The organism is Mesorhizobium sp. CA16 (assembly GCF_020165175.1).
Taxonomy (GTDB): domain Bacteria; phylum Pseudomonadota; class Alphaproteobacteria; order Rhizobiales; family Rhizobiaceae; genus Mesorhizobium.
This window is the reverse complement of record NZ_JAIUHP010000001.1, coordinates 777,046-791,625: the sequence shown is the minus strand read 5'-3', so window position 1 is coordinate 791,625 and position 14,580 is coordinate 777,046. Positions and strand designations below refer to the sequence as shown.

Annotated in this window: 11 protein-coding genes; 10 read left to right on the top strand and 1 reads right to left on the bottom strand. The window is 65.2% G+C overall.

The genetic code is table 11. The features are described from left to right. The 10 genes from LB525_RS03865 to LB525_RS03820 all read left to right on the top strand — a co-directional run. Positions 1 to 1,510: VCBS domain-containing protein (locus LB525_RS03865; protein WP_224543504.1), on the top strand; the 1,510-nt coding region annotated here is incomplete at its 5' end. 30 nt (positions 1,511 to 1,540) lie between these two features. Continuing rightward, positions 1,541 to 3,274 (top strand): type I secretion system permease/ATPase, encoded by a 1,734-nt coding sequence (locus tag LB525_RS03860; protein ID WP_224543502.1) that lies wholly within the window; start codon positions 1,541 to 1,543, stop codon positions 3,272 to 3,274. After that, complete coding sequence (locus LB525_RS03855; protein WP_224543500.1) at positions 3,271 to 4,602, top strand: HlyD family type I secretion periplasmic adaptor subunit; 1,332 nt, start codon at positions 3,271 to 3,273, stop codon at positions 4,600 to 4,602. Before LB525_RS03860 ends, LB525_RS03855 begins: the two co-directional genes overlap by 4 nt. Before the next feature lie 137 nt (positions 4,603 to 4,739). Next, entirely contained in the window at positions 4,740 to 5,342 is a 603-nt protein-coding gene (locus LB525_RS03850; RefSeq protein ID WP_140727844.1) for an ANTAR domain-containing response regulator, read from the top strand. A 2-nt stretch (positions 5,343 to 5,344) separates the two neighbouring features. Further along, positions 5,345 to 6,571, top strand: coding sequence for a CmpA/NrtA family ABC transporter substrate-binding protein (locus LB525_RS03845; protein ID WP_224543549.1), 1,227 nt, complete (start codon positions 5,345 to 5,347; stop codon positions 6,569 to 6,571). A 320-nt stretch (positions 6,572 to 6,891) separates the two neighbouring features. Further along, positions 6,892 to 7,068 (top strand): twin-arginine translocation signal domain-containing protein, encoded by a 177-nt coding sequence (locus LB525_RS03840; RefSeq protein WP_224543498.1) that lies wholly within the window; start codon positions 6,892 to 6,894, stop codon positions 7,066 to 7,068. Positions 7,069 to 7,132: 64 nt separating this feature from the next. After that, positions 7,133 to 8,434 carry an MFS transporter gene (locus LB525_RS03835; protein ID WP_224543497.1) on the top strand — a complete coding sequence of 434 codons (1,302 nt, stop codon included), beginning with the start codon at positions 7,133 to 7,135 and terminating at the stop codon, positions 8,432 to 8,434. A gap of 16 nt (positions 8,435 to 8,450) precedes the next feature. Further along, a complete protein-coding gene (gene nirB, locus LB525_RS03830; RefSeq protein WP_224543495.1) occupies positions 8,451 to 10,901 on the top strand; it encodes a nitrite reductase large subunit NirB in 2,451 nt (816 codons plus the stop codon). A gap of 5 nt (positions 10,902 to 10,906) precedes the next feature. Further along, positions 10,907 to 11,236 (top strand): nitrite reductase small subunit NirD, encoded by a 330-nt coding sequence (gene nirD / locus LB525_RS03825; RefSeq protein WP_224543548.1) that lies wholly within the window; start codon positions 10,907 to 10,909, stop codon positions 11,234 to 11,236. A gap of 3 nt (positions 11,237 to 11,239) precedes the next feature. Then, positions 11,240 to 13,909, top strand: coding sequence for a nitrate reductase (locus LB525_RS03820; protein WP_224543494.1), 2,670 nt, complete (start codon positions 11,240 to 11,242; stop codon positions 13,907 to 13,909). A gap of 89 nt (positions 13,910 to 13,998) precedes the next feature. Here LB525_RS03820 and LB525_RS03815 read toward each other — a convergent pair whose 3' ends face one another. After that, entirely contained in the window at positions 13,999 to 14,502 is a 504-nt protein-coding gene (locus tag LB525_RS03815; RefSeq protein WP_224543492.1) for a hypothetical protein, read from the bottom strand. Between the last annotated feature and the right edge of the window lie 78 nt (positions 14,503 to 14,580).

Below are 14,580 nucleotides of genomic sequence, written 5' to 3'. Positions count from 1 at the left end.
CACCTCGGCCGACGGCACCGCGCATCACGACATCGTGGTCAACATCACCGGCGCCAACGACGCCGCCTCGATCGGCGTGGTCGCCGGCGGCGACTATGCGGTGAGCGAGGCCGGCGGTGTGAACAACGGCACGGCCGGCGATCCTTCCGCCTCGGGCCAGCTGACGGTGAGCGACGTCGACGACGGCGAGGCGCACTTCCAGGCGCCGGCGAGCCTGAACGGCACCTACGGCACCTTCACCTTCGACGAGCAGACCGGCCAGTGGAGCTACGCGCTCGACGACAGCCGCGCCGCCACCCAGGCGCTCAATGGCGGCGATGCCGTCACCGACACGCTGACGGTCACCTCGGCCGACGGCACCGCGCATCACGACATCGTGGTCAACATCACCGGCGCCAACGACGCCGCCTCGATCGGCGGCAGCAGCACCGGCTCTGTGACCGAGGACGCCGTGCTGACCGTCAATGGCGCTCTGACCGTCAACGACCCTGATGCAGGCCAGAGTTCGTTCCAGGTGCACAACGGCAGCAATCCGATCGCGGGCACATACGGGTCATTGACCATCGATGCCGCCGGCAACTGGGTTTATACGCTCAACAATGGCGCCGCCAACGTTCAGGCTCTGAACTCCGCGGACCATCCGCATGATCAGATCCATGTAACGTCGATAGATGGCACGGATCACGTCATCGACATCACCGTCAACGGTGCCGATGAGCCCGTGACCAACCATGCGCCGAGCGCCCCGGTCTTCGTCCCGGGTTCGGCCCCGATCGCCGACGGGAATCCTATCGATTTGGGCCACTTCTTGTCCGTGGATCCCGATGCAGGCGATAGTGTCTCCTTTGCATTTACCTGGAGTGGCTCCGGGATAGTCGCCGTTGCACCAAACGGAGAGCTGACCGCCAACGTCGGACTAGGAGGCTCGGCAACAGGCACTCTTACTGTCACCGCCACTGATAATCATTCGACTTCATCGACTCCACAATCATTCACCGTTTGGATCGGCAACGCCAATGGGGGCAGCGTCGACAACACGATCACACTGGTAAGTACCGATCCGACTATCGCTGATGGTCGAGCTGGCACGGACAGCGTCACCGGAACCTCTGCCGTCGACTACATCTTCGGCGGTGCGGGCAACGACACGATCGTTGGAAAGGTGAACGCCGACTGGTTGGTCGGCGGCGACGGTGCCGACCACTTCGTCTACACGGCGGTTGCCGACTCTACCCACGCCGCCTTCGATACGATCCAGGACTTCGTCCACGGGACGGACAAACTCGACTTCCTGAATGCGCTCAACCTGACCGGCACTCCGACCAACTTAGGTGCTTCGACAACGCTTGCCGCGCACAGCGTCGGTTGGACGACGGATGGAACGAACACCGTTGTCTACGCAAATGTCGGCACGTCAGCCGAGGTGATTACAAGTGGTGCTGACGTCATCGAAATCCATCTCATGGGGGTGAACAATCTAAGCAGCGCAGACTTCAATCTGCATGCCTGATGGAGCCCGCAGGAAGACGATGAGCGGCAGATGATCGTTATGCAAGGCCTCTCTCCCCTCAAGCTTGCTCTCTCCCGCTGCCGCGGCGGTTTCGCCGCGGTGGCGGGGTTCAGCTTCGTCATCAACCTGCTCGTGCTCTCGACCTCGATCTACATGCTGCAGGTCTATGATCGCGTGCTGACGGGACGCAGCGTGGAAACGCTCGTCTATCTGACGCTGATTACGACGGCGGCGCTGGCTGCAATGGGCGCGCTCGAATTCTTCCGCTCCCGGTTGCTGGTGCAGCTCGGCACCTGGATCGACCGCATGCTGTCGCCGCAGGTGCTGGGCCGCGGGCTTGAGAACGCGTTGCGCGGCTCCTCCTACCGCACCGAGGCGCTGCGCGACCTCGCCACGTTGCGCGGCTATCTTGGCGGCGGCGGCATCATGGCGCTGTTCGACGCGCCATGGATGCCGCTCTATCTCGGCTTCGTCTTCCTGCTGCATCCCCTGCTCGGACTTCTGGCGCTGGGCGGTGCGATCATCTTGTTCGGCCTCGCCCTTGCCAACAACGCGCTGACGGCCAACACGCTCAAGCAGGCCAACGCCGCTTCCGCGCGCGCCTACCAGGCGGCGGATGCCGGTTTCCGCAATGCCGAAGTCATCGACGGGATGGGCATGGGCGGGGTGCTCGCCCGACGTTGGGACGCGGCCAATGCGTCCGTGCTCGCGCTGCAGACAACCGCCAGCGACTGGGCCGGCCTGATCAATGCATTCACCAAGCCGTTCCGGATGTTCCTGCAGGTCGCGGTGCTGGGGCTCGGCGCCTGGCTGTCGCTGCGCCACGAAGTCTCGCCCGGCGCCATGATCGCGGCGTCGATCATCATGTCGCGCGCGCTCGCGCCGGTCGAGCAGGCTATCGCCACCTGGAAGCAGACCACCGCCGCGCGCGAGGCCTGGCGCCGGCTGGACCGGCTGTTCGAGACTCCGTCGCTGCGCCCGCCGGGGATGGAATTGCCGCGTCCCCAGGGGCAGCTCTCGGTCGACGCCGTCACATATATGCCGGCTGGCGCAAAGGAGCCCGTGCTCAGGAACCTCTCCTTCGCCGTGCCGCCGGGCCAGGTGCTTGCGGTGATCGGGCCGTCGGCCGCCGGCAAGTCGACGCTTGCCCGCCTGATCGTCGGCATGCTTTCGCCACAGCAGGGGCGGGTTCGGCTCGACAGTGTCGACGTGTTTGCCTGGAACCGCGCCGATTTCGGCTCCTATGTGGGCTATCTCCCCCAGGACGTCGAACTCTTTCCCGGAACCGTCCGCGAGAACATTGCCCGCATGGAGCAAGGCGATCCGGCCGAGATCGTGGCCGCCGCCCGCATGGCGGGCGTGCACGAGATGATCCTCAGGCTCCCAAATGGCTATGATACCGAGATAGGCGAGCAAGGTTCGGTGCTCTCCGGGGGGCAGCGCCAGCGCATAGGGCTTGCCAGGGCGCTCTATCGCCGTCCGGCGCTGCTGGTGCTGGACGAGCCGAACTCCAATCTCGATGCCGTCGGCGAGGAAGCCCTGAACCAGGCGATTGCCGCGATGAAGGAGGCAGGTTCGACCGTGGTGATCGTCGCCCACCGCCCGTCGCTGATGGTGAACGTCGATTGCGTCCTGGTGCTAAACGAAGGCCAGTCGCAGATGTTCGGCCCGCGCGACGTCGTGCTTGCGCAACTGCGCCGCCCCGAGCAGAACTCGGCTGCGCCGCAGGTCCGAGTCGTGAGCTCCGAAAGGACCGGATCGTGACGGAAGCTACCTTGTCGTTGGAAATGCCGCCGCCACCGCCCGCCTGGCCGGCGGTGAGCGCCCATGTCTTCGGCGGCCTGACCGTCATCGGCCTGCTGTTCGGCGGCTTCGGCCTCTGGGCAGCCACCGCGCCGCTGACGAGCGCGGCGGTCGCGCCCGGGGTGGTGAAGGTCGACAGCAACCGCAAGACCGTACAGCACCTGGAAGGCGGCATCATCCGGGAAATCCTGGTCCGGGAAGGAGACCAGGTCAGGCAGGGCCAGATACTGGTCCGCCTCGACGGGCTCGACGCGGAATCCGACCGCGATGCCGTGCGCGGTGAACTCGATGCGGCGCTCGCCGGCGAAGCCCGCCTGATCGCGCAGCGCGACGGCCTGAGCACGATTCCATTCCCGGCAGACCTGTCGGCCCGGCGAAGCGAACCGACCGTCGCCGAGGCCCTTGCCGGTCAGGAGCGCATTTTCCGCGACCAGGCCAAGGTTCAGGCCTCGGAGGTCGAGGTCTGGCAGCAGCGGATCGCCCAGTACCATGCCCAGATGTCGGCCCTCGCTGCGAGAGTTGCGGCCTTCGAGATCCAGTTGCCGTCTCTGCGGGAAGAGTTGGCCGACGCCCGCACGCTTCTCAAGAAAGGCTATGGGGTGAAGTCCCGCGTGCTCCAGCTCGAACGGCAGATCATCGCAGCACAAGGCGAGGCTGAGTCGAACCGTGGGAACATAGAAAGCCTGCGGCAGCAGATCGCCGAGGCCAATGCGCAGATCGACAATGGCCGGCTTTCGTACATCAAGAAGGCGGCTGAGGACCTTCGTGACATCCAGACCAAACGCTCCGAGCTCGAAAAGGCGCTTCAGAAGACCGACGCGCGCGCGGCGCGCCGCGATGTCGTTGCGCCGGAAGATGGGGCGGTGATGAACCTTCGATATTTCACGCCGGGCGGAGTTGTACCCCCCGGCGGGATTATTCTCGATCTCGTTCCCGATCAGGACAAGATGGTGCTGGACGTCAAGCTTCAGCCCCTGGATATCGATGTCGTTCGCCCAGGTCTGCCGGCGACGGTGCGGCTGGTCGCCTATAAGCAGAGAACCACGCCCACGGTGAAGGGCGCCCTTACCCGTGTTTCGGCCGACGCAGAGATCGACGAGCGCAGCGGCGCGACTTTTTTCCGGGGGACCGTCGAGGTGGGCGCCGATGAGCTTAAGAAGCTTCCGCAAGTGAGGCTATATCCGGGAATGCCGGTGGAGGTCTCCGTTGTTACAGGCAAGCGAACCATGCTCGAGTATCTCTTCCAGCCGGTCGCCGACAGTTTTGCTCACGCCTTCAGAGAGGAGTGAGAAAGGCGGCCAACCTCCCTTGGCCGCAACACAGGGTTGGGCGCGATAGCGCAGCAGTTCATTCATTGGGGGCGCTTGCGATCCACCCCAGTCGATTGCCGCATTGCACAATTCCGCCCGGCCTGCACAATAGGCGCATGTCCGCCGGTTCGTTGACCATCCTTGTTATCGACGAGAACCGCATCCGTGCCTCGATCATCGAGGCCGGATTGCGGGACGCCGGCCATCGCCATGTCACGGTCGTCCATGACGTCGCCGGCATCGCCCGGCGCATCGCCGAGATCGAGCCGGACGTCATCGTCATCGATCTCGAAAATCCCAACCGCGACATGCTGGAGAACATGTTCCAGCTGTCGCGCGTGGTGAAGCGGCCGATCGCGATGTTCGTCGACCGCTCCGACCAGGCCTCGATCGAAGCGGCCGTCGATGCCGGCGTGTCCGCCTATGTGGTCGACGGACTGAAGAAGGAGCGCATCAAGCCGATCCTCGACATGGCGATCAGTCGCTTCAATGCTTTCTCGCGCATGGCGCGCGAACTGGAGGAGGCGCGCAGCGAGCTCGAGAACCGCAAGGTCATTGACCGGGCCAAGGGCATATTGATGAAGTCGCGGGGCTTAAGCGAGGAGGCGGCCTATGCGCTGCTGCGCAAGACCGCCATGAACCAGAACCGCAAGATCGCCGACATCGCCCAGAGCCTGGTGACGGCGGCGGGATTGCTGGGACCGCTGGAGGGCGAATGAGCATGTCGGCAGCGCATCAGATCACCGCCGGCTTCATGCCGCTCTTCGACAGCGCCGTCCTGGTCGCAGCCGGCGAGATGGGCTTTGCCGCGCGCGAGGGCATCGAGCTCAAGCTGCATCGCGAGACCTCCTGGGCCAATATCCGCGACCGCATCGCCATCGGCCACTTCGATGTCGCCCATATGCTCGGGCCGATGCCGCTCGCCTGCAGCCTCGGCCTCACGCCGCTTGCTTCCGAGACCATCGTGCCGTTCTCGCTCGGGCTCGGCGGCAACTGCGTCACTGTTTCCAATGCGGTGTGGCAAGGCATGGCGGCGCATGGCGCAGCACCTGACCTCGATCCGGCGCGCGCCGGAGCAGCGCTCGGCGCACTGATCCGCGAGCGGGCGGCCGCCGGCCGCGAACCGCTGCGTTTCGCCGTCGTGCATCCGCATTCCGGGCACAATTATGAGCTGCGCTACTGGCTCGCCGCCTGCGGCGTCGATCCCGACCGCGATATCGAGATCGTCATCGTGCCGCCGCCTTTCATGGCCGACGCATTGGCCGCCGGCCGCATCGACGGCTATTGCGTCGGCGAGCCCTGGAACAGCGCCGCCGTCGCGGCGGGCACCGGCCACGTCGTCACCGTGAAGGCGCTGCTGTGGCGCAACAGTCCGGAAAAGGTGATCGGGGTGCGCAAGTTGTGGGCCGAAGAGAACCCGGACGCGCTGGCGGCGCTGCTGAGGGCGCTGCATCACTCCGCCCGCTGGTGCCAGGATCCGGCACACCGCGGCGAACTGGCGGCGCTGATGGCGCGACCCGACTTCCTCGGCCAGCCGGAGGCGATCCAAATGCCGGCCCTGACCGGACAGCTTCAACTTGGCGGGGGCGCGGCACGGCGCGTCGAGGATTTCTTCGCGCCGTTCGACAAAGCGGCCAACTTTCCCTGGAAGAGCCATGCGCTCTGGTTCTACACGCAGATGGTGCGTTGGGGGCAGTTGCCGCATACGCCGCAAAACCTCGCCATCGCTCGGGAGTGCTATCGGCCCGACCTCTACCGCGCGGCGTTGAGGCCGCTTGGCGTCGCCTTGCCAGGCGCCAATGCCAAGGTGGAAGGCGCGCTGAGGATGGCAACGCCGGTCGGCTCAGCGGGGGCAAGCCTGGTCCTTGGCCCCGACGGATTTTTCGACGGCCAGATCTTCGATCCCGACCGGATAGACGCCTATATTGCCGGCCAGCGGCGCGCCTGATCATTTGCGCGCCATTCTTGTGCATTGCACAAAATTTATGCGCAATGCTGGTGCCATTGATCAATGTTTGACCGCGTCGCCGCTCGGCGCGGTCGAAGGGCAAAGCTTCCACATCATTGATTTTCCTTGAAATTCAGCTTTCGAGCGAAACTGGCACGCTTCGTGCTTTGAAATAATCGAGCCCGTTCGCGGGCAATGGAACAGGCGTCCAATGGCGGGCGCCACAGGCAAAGCTGCCGCTCAGGTCAATGCGCGATCCCGGATGTACGGACGCGCGAGGCTTGGACGGCGGCTTTTTTCGTTTTGGACCGGAGACGACGATGACCAAACGGATCGCAACGACATTGCTCAGGGATTTCACCCGCCGCGATTTCCTGGCGAGCAGCGCGCTGACGGCGGCGCTGTTCACCGCGGCGCTCCTGCTGTTTCCAGCCAATCACCAAACCGAAGGCAAAAGCCCGCAAGTGAGTGCGCAAGTCCCGGCCTCGCCCCGCTGACCGATGCCACGCCTCTGATCAACACAACGAGCGGCGCCTCCCACGCCGCAAACCGGAGCTCAAGATGACCGCAAACCTCCCAGCCGCGCCCAGCCAGGACAGTGCTTCAAGGCAGGCGCTCGTGATGTCCACCATCGCCTTCACCGTGTGCTTTGCGGTGTGGACGATCTTTTCCATCATCGGCGTGCGCATCAAACAGGAACTCGGCCTGAACGAGACCGAGTTCGGCCTGCTCGTCGGCACGCCGATCCTGACGGGCTCGCTCGTGCGCATGGTGCTCGGCGTCTGGACCGACCGCTATGGCGGACGCCTGGTCTATACAGCGACCATGCTCGCCGCGGCGATCGCGACCTTCCTGCTCGCTTTCGCCCACACCTACGGTCAGATGCTGCTTGCCGCTCTCGGCGTCGGCCTTGCCGGCGGCTCCTTTGCCGTCGGCGTCGCCTATGTCTCGCGCTTCTTCCCGGCCGGAAAACAAGGCACTGCGCTCGGCATTTTCGGCGTCGGCAATGTCGGCGCCGCTGTCACCAAGTTCCTGGCGCCCTTCGTGCTGCTCGCCTGGGGCTGGCAGGCGGTGGCGTTGATCTGGGCCGCGGCGCTGGTCGTCATGGCCGCCATCTTCTGGTTCACCACCGGCGACGATCCGGTCATCCGCGAGCGCCGCGCCGGCAAGGCGGCGCCGGCAAGAAGCTTCTGGCAGGAATTCGCGCCGCTGAAGAACCTGCGGGTCTGGCGCTTCGCGTTCTATTATTTCTTCTCCTTCGGCGCGTTCGTGGCGCTGTCGCTCTGGCTGCCGCGCTACCTGATCGGCGTCTACGGTTTCGGCATCGCCACCGCCGGGATGATCGGCGCCGCCTATTCGATCCCCGCCAGCATCTTCCGCGCCTATGGCGGCGTGCTTTCCGACCGCATCGGCGCCCGCACCGTGCTCTACTGGACCTTCAGCGTCTGTGCCGTCGCGACACTCGTTCTGTCTCTCCCCTCGGCAGACTATGTCGTGCGCGGCATCAGCGGGCCGATCCCCTTCCATTTCGAGATCGGCCCGCTCGCCTTCATCGCCGTCGCTTGCGTGCTCGGCTTCTTCATGAGCCTCGGCAAGGCGGCCGTCTACAAGCACATCCCCGCCTATTATCCGCAGAGCGTAGGCGCGGTCGGCGGCGTCGTCGGCATGATCGGCGGGCTCGGCGGCTTCATCCTGCCGATCGCCTTCGGCGCGCTGAACGATCTCACCGGGGTCTGGTCGAGCTGCTTCATGCTGCTCTTCCTCATCGTCGTCTCCTGCCTGGTCTGGATGCACGTCACCATCCGCCGGATGGAGCGCGCCGCCGCCGTCAACAACGCATCTCTTTCCTACGCCGCCGAATAGATCGGAGCAGAGCGACATGACCGAGAAACTCGTCATCATCGGCAACGGCATGGCGCCGGGCAGGATGCTGGAGCACCTGCTGGAAGCCGCGCCCGACCGCTACGCCGTGACCATCTTCAACGCCGAACCGCGCGTGAACTACGACCGCATCATGCTGTCGCCGGTGCTTTCGGGCGAGAAGGCGTTCGAGGAAATCGTCATCCATGGCGACGGCTGGTACATCAAGCACGGCATCACCCTCTACAAGGGTCACCGGATCGTCGCCATCGACAGGGGGGCCAAGACCGTCACCTCGGACCACGGCGTCATCGAGAGCTACGACAGGCTGGTCATCGCCACCGGCTCGGTTCCTTTCATCATTCCGGTTCCGGGCAAGGAATTGCCCGGCGTGCTCAGCTACCGCGATCTCGACGACGTCAACGCCATGCTGCTTGCCGCGCAGTCGCGCGCCAAAGCGGTCGTCATCGGCGGCGGCCTGCTCGGCCTCGAAGCCGCGGCCGGTCTGAAAGAGCGCGGCATGGACGTCACCGTGCTGCACGTCATGCCGACGCTGATGGAACGCCAGCTCGATCCCGCCGCCGGCTACCTTTTGCAGAAAGCCGTCGAGGCGCGCGGCATCAAGGTCATGACCAAGGCCAACACCAAGGCCATTGTCGGCAACGGCAAGGTCGAGGGTGTCGAGCTTATGGACGGCACGATCATTCCGGCGACACTGGTAGTGATGGCGGTCGGCATCCGGCCGAGCACCGCTTTAGCCAAGGAGGCTGGGCTCGAGGTCAATCGCGGCATCGTCGTCGACGACCGCATGCGGACTTCCGACCCCGCCATCATGGCGCTCGGCGAATGCGCCGAGGTCGGCGGCCATGTCTACGGGCTGGTCGCGCCTCTCTACGAGATGGCACGGGTGGCGGCAGCCAAACTGACGGACAGTGAGGACAGGCGCTTCGTCCACTCCGATACGCCGACCAAGCTCAAGGTCACCGGCATCGACCTTTATTCGCTGGGCGACTTCGCCGACGGCGACGACCGCGAGGAGATCATTCTGCGCGACGCGTCGGCCGGCATCTACAAGCGTGTGGTGCTGCAGGACAACCGCATCATCGGCACCGTCTTGTTCGGCGAGACGGCCGACGGCGCGTGGTTCAACGACCTCAAGAAGAAGGCGACCGACATATCGGAGATGCGCGACACGCTGATCTTCGGCCAGGCGTTCCAGGGAGGCGTTTCCTCGGACCCTTTGGCGGCCGTTGCGGCACTGGCGGATGATGCGGAAATCTGCGGCTGCAACGGCGTCTGCAAGGGCAAGATCACCGGCGCGATCACGGCCAAGGGGCTGACCGGCCTCGATGACGTGCGCGCCCACACCAAGGCCTCGGCCTCGTGCGGCTCGTGCACGGGTCTCGTCGAGCAGCTGCTTAAGCTCACGCTGGGTGACGCCTACAATCCGGCGGCGGTGCAGCCCATGTGCGGCTGCACGAGCCTTGGCCATGACGACGTGCGGCGCCTGATCAAGGCAAAGGGCCTGAAGACGATCCCCGCTGTCATGCAGGAGCTGGAGTGGAAGACCTCCTGCGGCTGCGCCAAGTGCCGGCCGGCGCTCAACTACTATCTCGTCTGCGATTGGCCGGACCAATATGCCGACGACTACCAGTCGCGCTTCATCAACGAGCGCGTGCACGCCAATATCCAGAAGGACGGCACCTATTCGGTGGTGCCGCGCATGTGGGGCGGCGTCACCAGCGCCGGCGAATTGCGCGCCATCGCCGACGTGGTCGACAAGTTCGATATCCCGATGGTCAAGGTGACGGGCGGCCAGCGCATCGACATGCTCGGCATCCGCAAGGAAGACCTGCCGGCGGTATGGGCCGATCTCGGCAAGGCTGGCTTCGTCTCCGGACATGCTTATGCCAAGGGCCTGCGCACGGTGAAGACCTGCGTCGGCTCGGACTGGTGCCGCTTCGGCACGCAGGATTCGACCGGGCTCGGCATCCGCATCGAGAAGTTCATGTGGGGCTCCTGGACGCCGGCCAAGGTGAAGATGGCGGTGTCGGGATGCCCGCGCAACTGCGCGGAGGCGACCTGCAAGGATGTCGGCGTGGTGTGCGTCGATTCTGGCTACGAAATTCACTTCGCTGGCGCCGCCGGCCTCGACATCAAGGGCACGGAAGTGCTCGGCCTTGTGAAGACCGAGGACGAGGCGCTGGAGACGATCGTGGCGCTCGTCCAGATGTACCGCGAGCAGGCCCGCTATCTGGAGCGCATCTACAAATGGGCCAAGCGGATCGGCACCGCCGAGATCAAGAAGCAGATCCTGGACGATGCCGAGCGCCGCAGGACGCTCTTCGACCGCTTCGTCTTCAGCCAAAAATTCGCGCAGGTCGATCCGTGGTCGGAGCGCGTCTCCGGCAAGGACAAGCATGAGTTCAGGCCGATGGCGTCGGTCGGGTTCGCGGAGGCGGCGGAGTGACCAATATGAACTGGATCGCCATCGGCTCCATCATCGATATTCCGCCGCGCGGCGCGCGTTGCGTTGCGACACCGCAAGGCAAGGTCGCCGTCTTTCGCACGGCAGACGACAAGGTCTTTGCCATCGACGACCACTGCCCGCACAAGGGCGGGCCGCTCAGCCAGGGCATCGTCCATGGCGCTGCCGTGACTTGCCCGCTGCACAATTGGGTGATCTCGCTGGAGACAGGCAAGGCGCTTGGCGCCGACGAAGGTTCGGTACGGACTATACCGGTCAAGGTCGAGGGCGAACGGTTGTTCATCGCGCTCGAGGCGCTGGCCTCGAAAGCGGCCTGAGGCATGCAAGAAGCACGCGAGGTGAGGACCACCTGCCCCTATTGCGGGGTGGGCTGCGGCGTGCTCGCCGAGGTCGCCGCGGACGGCACGACGACCGTCCGCGGCGACCCCGATCATCCCGCCAATTTCGGCAAGCTCTGCTCGAAGGGTTCGGCTCTCGGCCAGACGCTCGGCCTCGAAGGTCGTTTGCTGCGGCCGGAAATTCTCGGCAAGCCGGCGAGCTGGGACGAAGCGCTCGACCTTGTGGCCGCGAAATTCTCGCAGGCTGTAGCCGAGCACGGCCCGGACTCTGTCGCCTTCTATGTCTCCGGCCAGTTGCTCACCGAGGACTATTACGTCGCCAACAAGCTGATGAAGGGCTTCATCGGCTCGGCCAATATCGACACCAATTCACGGCTCTGCATGGCGTCGTCCGTCGCCGGTCATCGCCGCGCTTTCGGCGAGGACCTCGTTCCCGGTGTCTATGAGGATTTCGAGTGCGCCGACCTCATCGTGCTCACCGGCTCCAACACCGCATGGTGCCATCCGGTGCTCTATCAGCGCATGCTCGCGGCGCGAAAGGAACGCGGAACCAGGATCGTCGTCATCGACCCGCGCCGCACCGCAACCGCCGACGAATGCGACCTGCATCTGGCGCTCGATCCGGGCACGGATGTGCTGCTGTTCAACGGGCTGCTTGCGCATCTCATGCAGGCCGGAAAGATCGATGCCGATTTCATCCGCGAGAGTACCTCGGGCTTTGATGCCGCAGCTTCCTTGGCCGGTGCCGATGCGCCGTCGGTCGCGCGCGTGGCAAAGGGCTGCGGGCTGGCGGCAGCCGACGTCCAGGCCTTCTATGATCTCTTCGTCGAGACCGAGCGAGCGGTGACCGTCTACAGCCAAGGCGTCAACCAGTCGGCGCACGGGACCGACAAGGTCAACGCCATAATCAACTGCCATCTCGCCACCGGCCGCATCGGCAGGCCCGGCATGGGGCCGTTCTCGGTCACCGGACAGCCGAACGCCATGGGCGGGCGCGAGGTCGGAGGGCTTGCCAACCAGCTCGCCGCGCACATGGATTTCGGAGACGAGGCCAATATCGACCGGGTTTCCCGCTTCTGGAATGCGCCGAACGTCGCGCGGCGCGGCGGCTTGAAAGCCGTGGACATGTTCCAGGCGGTCGCGGACGGCCGCGTCAAGGCCTTGTGGGTCATGGGCACCAATCCCGCCGTCTCGATGCCCGACGCTTCGCGCGTGCGCGCTGCGTTGTCCAAATGCGATTTCGTCGCGGTCTCCGACGTGACCCGCACCGACACCACGCGCTATGCCGACGTGCTGCTGCCGGCCGCCGCCTGGGGTGAGAAGGACGGCACCGTCACCAATTCGGAACGGCGCCTCTCGCGCCAGCGGCCGTTCCTGCCGCCGCCCGGCGAGGCGAAAGCCGACTGGCGTATCATCTGCGAGGTCGCCGCGCGCATGGGCTTTGGCGAGGCCTTCGCCTACCGGACGCCGGCCGCGATCTTCCGCGAGCATGCAGCGCTCTCCGCCTTCGAGAACGACGGCAAGCGTCTGTTCGACCTTGGCGGTGTGGCTGATCTCAGCGATGAAGATTATTCCGCCTTCGTGCCGCGCCATTGGCCCGCGTCGGAGCGAGGCGGCCACCAGACGAGACTTTTCTCCGATGGCCGTTTCCCGACACAAGACGGCCGCGCGCGTTTCGTGCCGGTGCGGCAGGAGGCGACGGCCTTCACGGTCGACGCGGACTATCCGCTTGCCTTGAACACCGGCCGGCTGCGCGACCAGTGGCACACTATGACGCGCACCGGAAACGTGCCGCGTTTGATGGCGAACGCGCCGGAGCCCGCAGTCGACCTCCATCCGGCGGACGCGGCGGCGCATCAGCTCAAGGATGGCGACCTCGCTCATCTTTCAACCCGCTTCGGCTTCGTCCGCGCCAGGGTGCGCGTGGCCGACGCACAGCGGCGCGGCCAAGCCTTCATGCCCATGCATTGGAGCGGCCAGTTCGCGGCCAGGGCAGCAGCCGGCCTCTTGTCCTCGCCGGTCACCGATCCGCATTCCGGCCAGCCGGAGCTCAAGCATGTCCCCGCCAGGATCGCGCGGGAAGAGGCTGGCTGGGCGGGTGTGCTCATCACGCGGCGCGATCTCAGGCCGACCGGTTTCGTTCACTGGAGCCGGCATGCTGTCGAGGGCGGATGGATTTACGAGCTCACCGGAACCGAGCCGCCGGACCAGGGCATTCTCCTGGCGCGCAAGCTGCTCGGCGCGCAGCGACGGGATCAGCTCCTGGAATACACCGACCGTCGCGGGCTCGCCTATCGCGCAGCCGCCATCGACGAAGGCGGCGCCATGGCCGAAGCCCTGCTGGTCGCCGCTCCGGACCAGTTGCCCATGCGGGACTGGCTGGTGTCGCTGCTCGCCACGCGCCAGCCGCTCTCGGCTACAGACCGGCACGCGCTTCTGTCCGGTCGCTCGCCAGTGCCCATGCCTGCGATCGGGCGCGTCGTGTGCGCCTGCTTCCATGTCGGCGCCAACCAGCTCGCTTCGGCGGTCGCCGCGGGATGCGACAGCCTCGAAGCGATCGGCTCGACACTGCGCGCGGGCACCAATTGCGGCTCATGCCGCTCGGAGATCAGGGCGATCATCGACGCCCGCCGTGTGCAGGCTGCCGAGTAAACCATGCGTGTCGCCGTCGCCGGCATCGAAACGTTCTACTCCGGGTCTTTCTGCACTGGTCCCGCATAAGGCTACAGCGCGGTTTTGGCTCAGACGCCCGCGATCGCCAAGAGCCATGCCAGAATGTCGAGCAACAGAAAGAGCAGCGCGATCTGCAGAGCCACCCGCAGGCGCTGGATGATTCGCCAGTTGGCGGCCATGTCCGCCTTGATGCGAAGAGCAAGGGCGCGGTGCATCGCCGACATCGATGCCGGCCCGTCGCCATCGACATATTGATGCAGCAGTTCTTCCGGATCGAAGCGGAATGAGTATTGGTGGTAAGGCCAAAGCATGAAGACGATGAGCCCGCCGATGCTGAACAGCAGCGACACCGCAATCCATTCCCAAAGCCCGAGCCCGTCGGAAAGGGCCGCGCCGCCGAGCAGCGAGTTCGCGAATGCTGTGGCGAAGATCAGGCTGCCGGCGCGGGTGCTCATGTTCTCCACCACGGTCTGCTGATGGGTGAGACCTCTCACCGCCTCCTGATAGATGAACGCAAGACGACGGTCATCGTCGGCGGGACTGTTTGCAGCAGCACGCGAACGCTCGGCCATAAGGGTGCCTCTCCGATGCGACAGGGATGAGCCGCTTATTTTGTGCATGTCGTTGCCGCAAAACCGCTGCACACTTTT

Excerpts from the sequence above, each read along its gene's own strand:
- LB525_RS03860 (WP_224543502.1), top strand. The coding sequence starts at position 1,541 with ATGATCGTTATGCAAGGCCTCTCTCCCCTCAAGCTTGCTCTCTCCCGC.
- LB525_RS03850 (WP_140727844.1), top strand. The coding sequence starts at position 4,740 with ATGTCCGCCGGTTCGTTGACCATCCTTGTTATCGACGAGAACCGCATC.
- LB525_RS03845 (WP_224543549.1), top strand. The coding sequence starts at position 5,345 with ATGTCGGCAGCGCATCAGATCACCGCCGGCTTCATGCCGCTCTTCGAC.
- LB525_RS03840 (WP_224543498.1), top strand. The coding sequence starts at position 6,892 with ATGACCAAACGGATCGCAACGACATTGCTCAGGGATTTCACCCGCCGC.
- LB525_RS03835 (WP_224543497.1), top strand. The coding sequence starts at position 7,133 with ATGACCGCAAACCTCCCAGCCGCGCCCAGCCAGGACAGTGCTTCAAGG.
- nirB (WP_224543495.1), top strand. The coding sequence starts at position 8,451 with ATGACCGAGAAACTCGTCATCATCGGCAACGGCATGGCGCCGGGCAGG.
- nirD (WP_224543548.1), top strand. The coding sequence starts at position 10,907 with ATGAACTGGATCGCCATCGGCTCCATCATCGATATTCCGCCGCGCGGC.
- LB525_RS03820 (WP_224543494.1), top strand. The coding sequence starts at position 11,240 with ATGCAAGAAGCACGCGAGGTGAGGACCACCTGCCCCTATTGCGGGGTG.
- LB525_RS03815 (WP_224543492.1), bottom strand. The coding sequence starts at position 14,502 with ATGGCCGAGCGTTCGCGTGCTGCTGCAAACAGTCCCGCCGACGATGAC.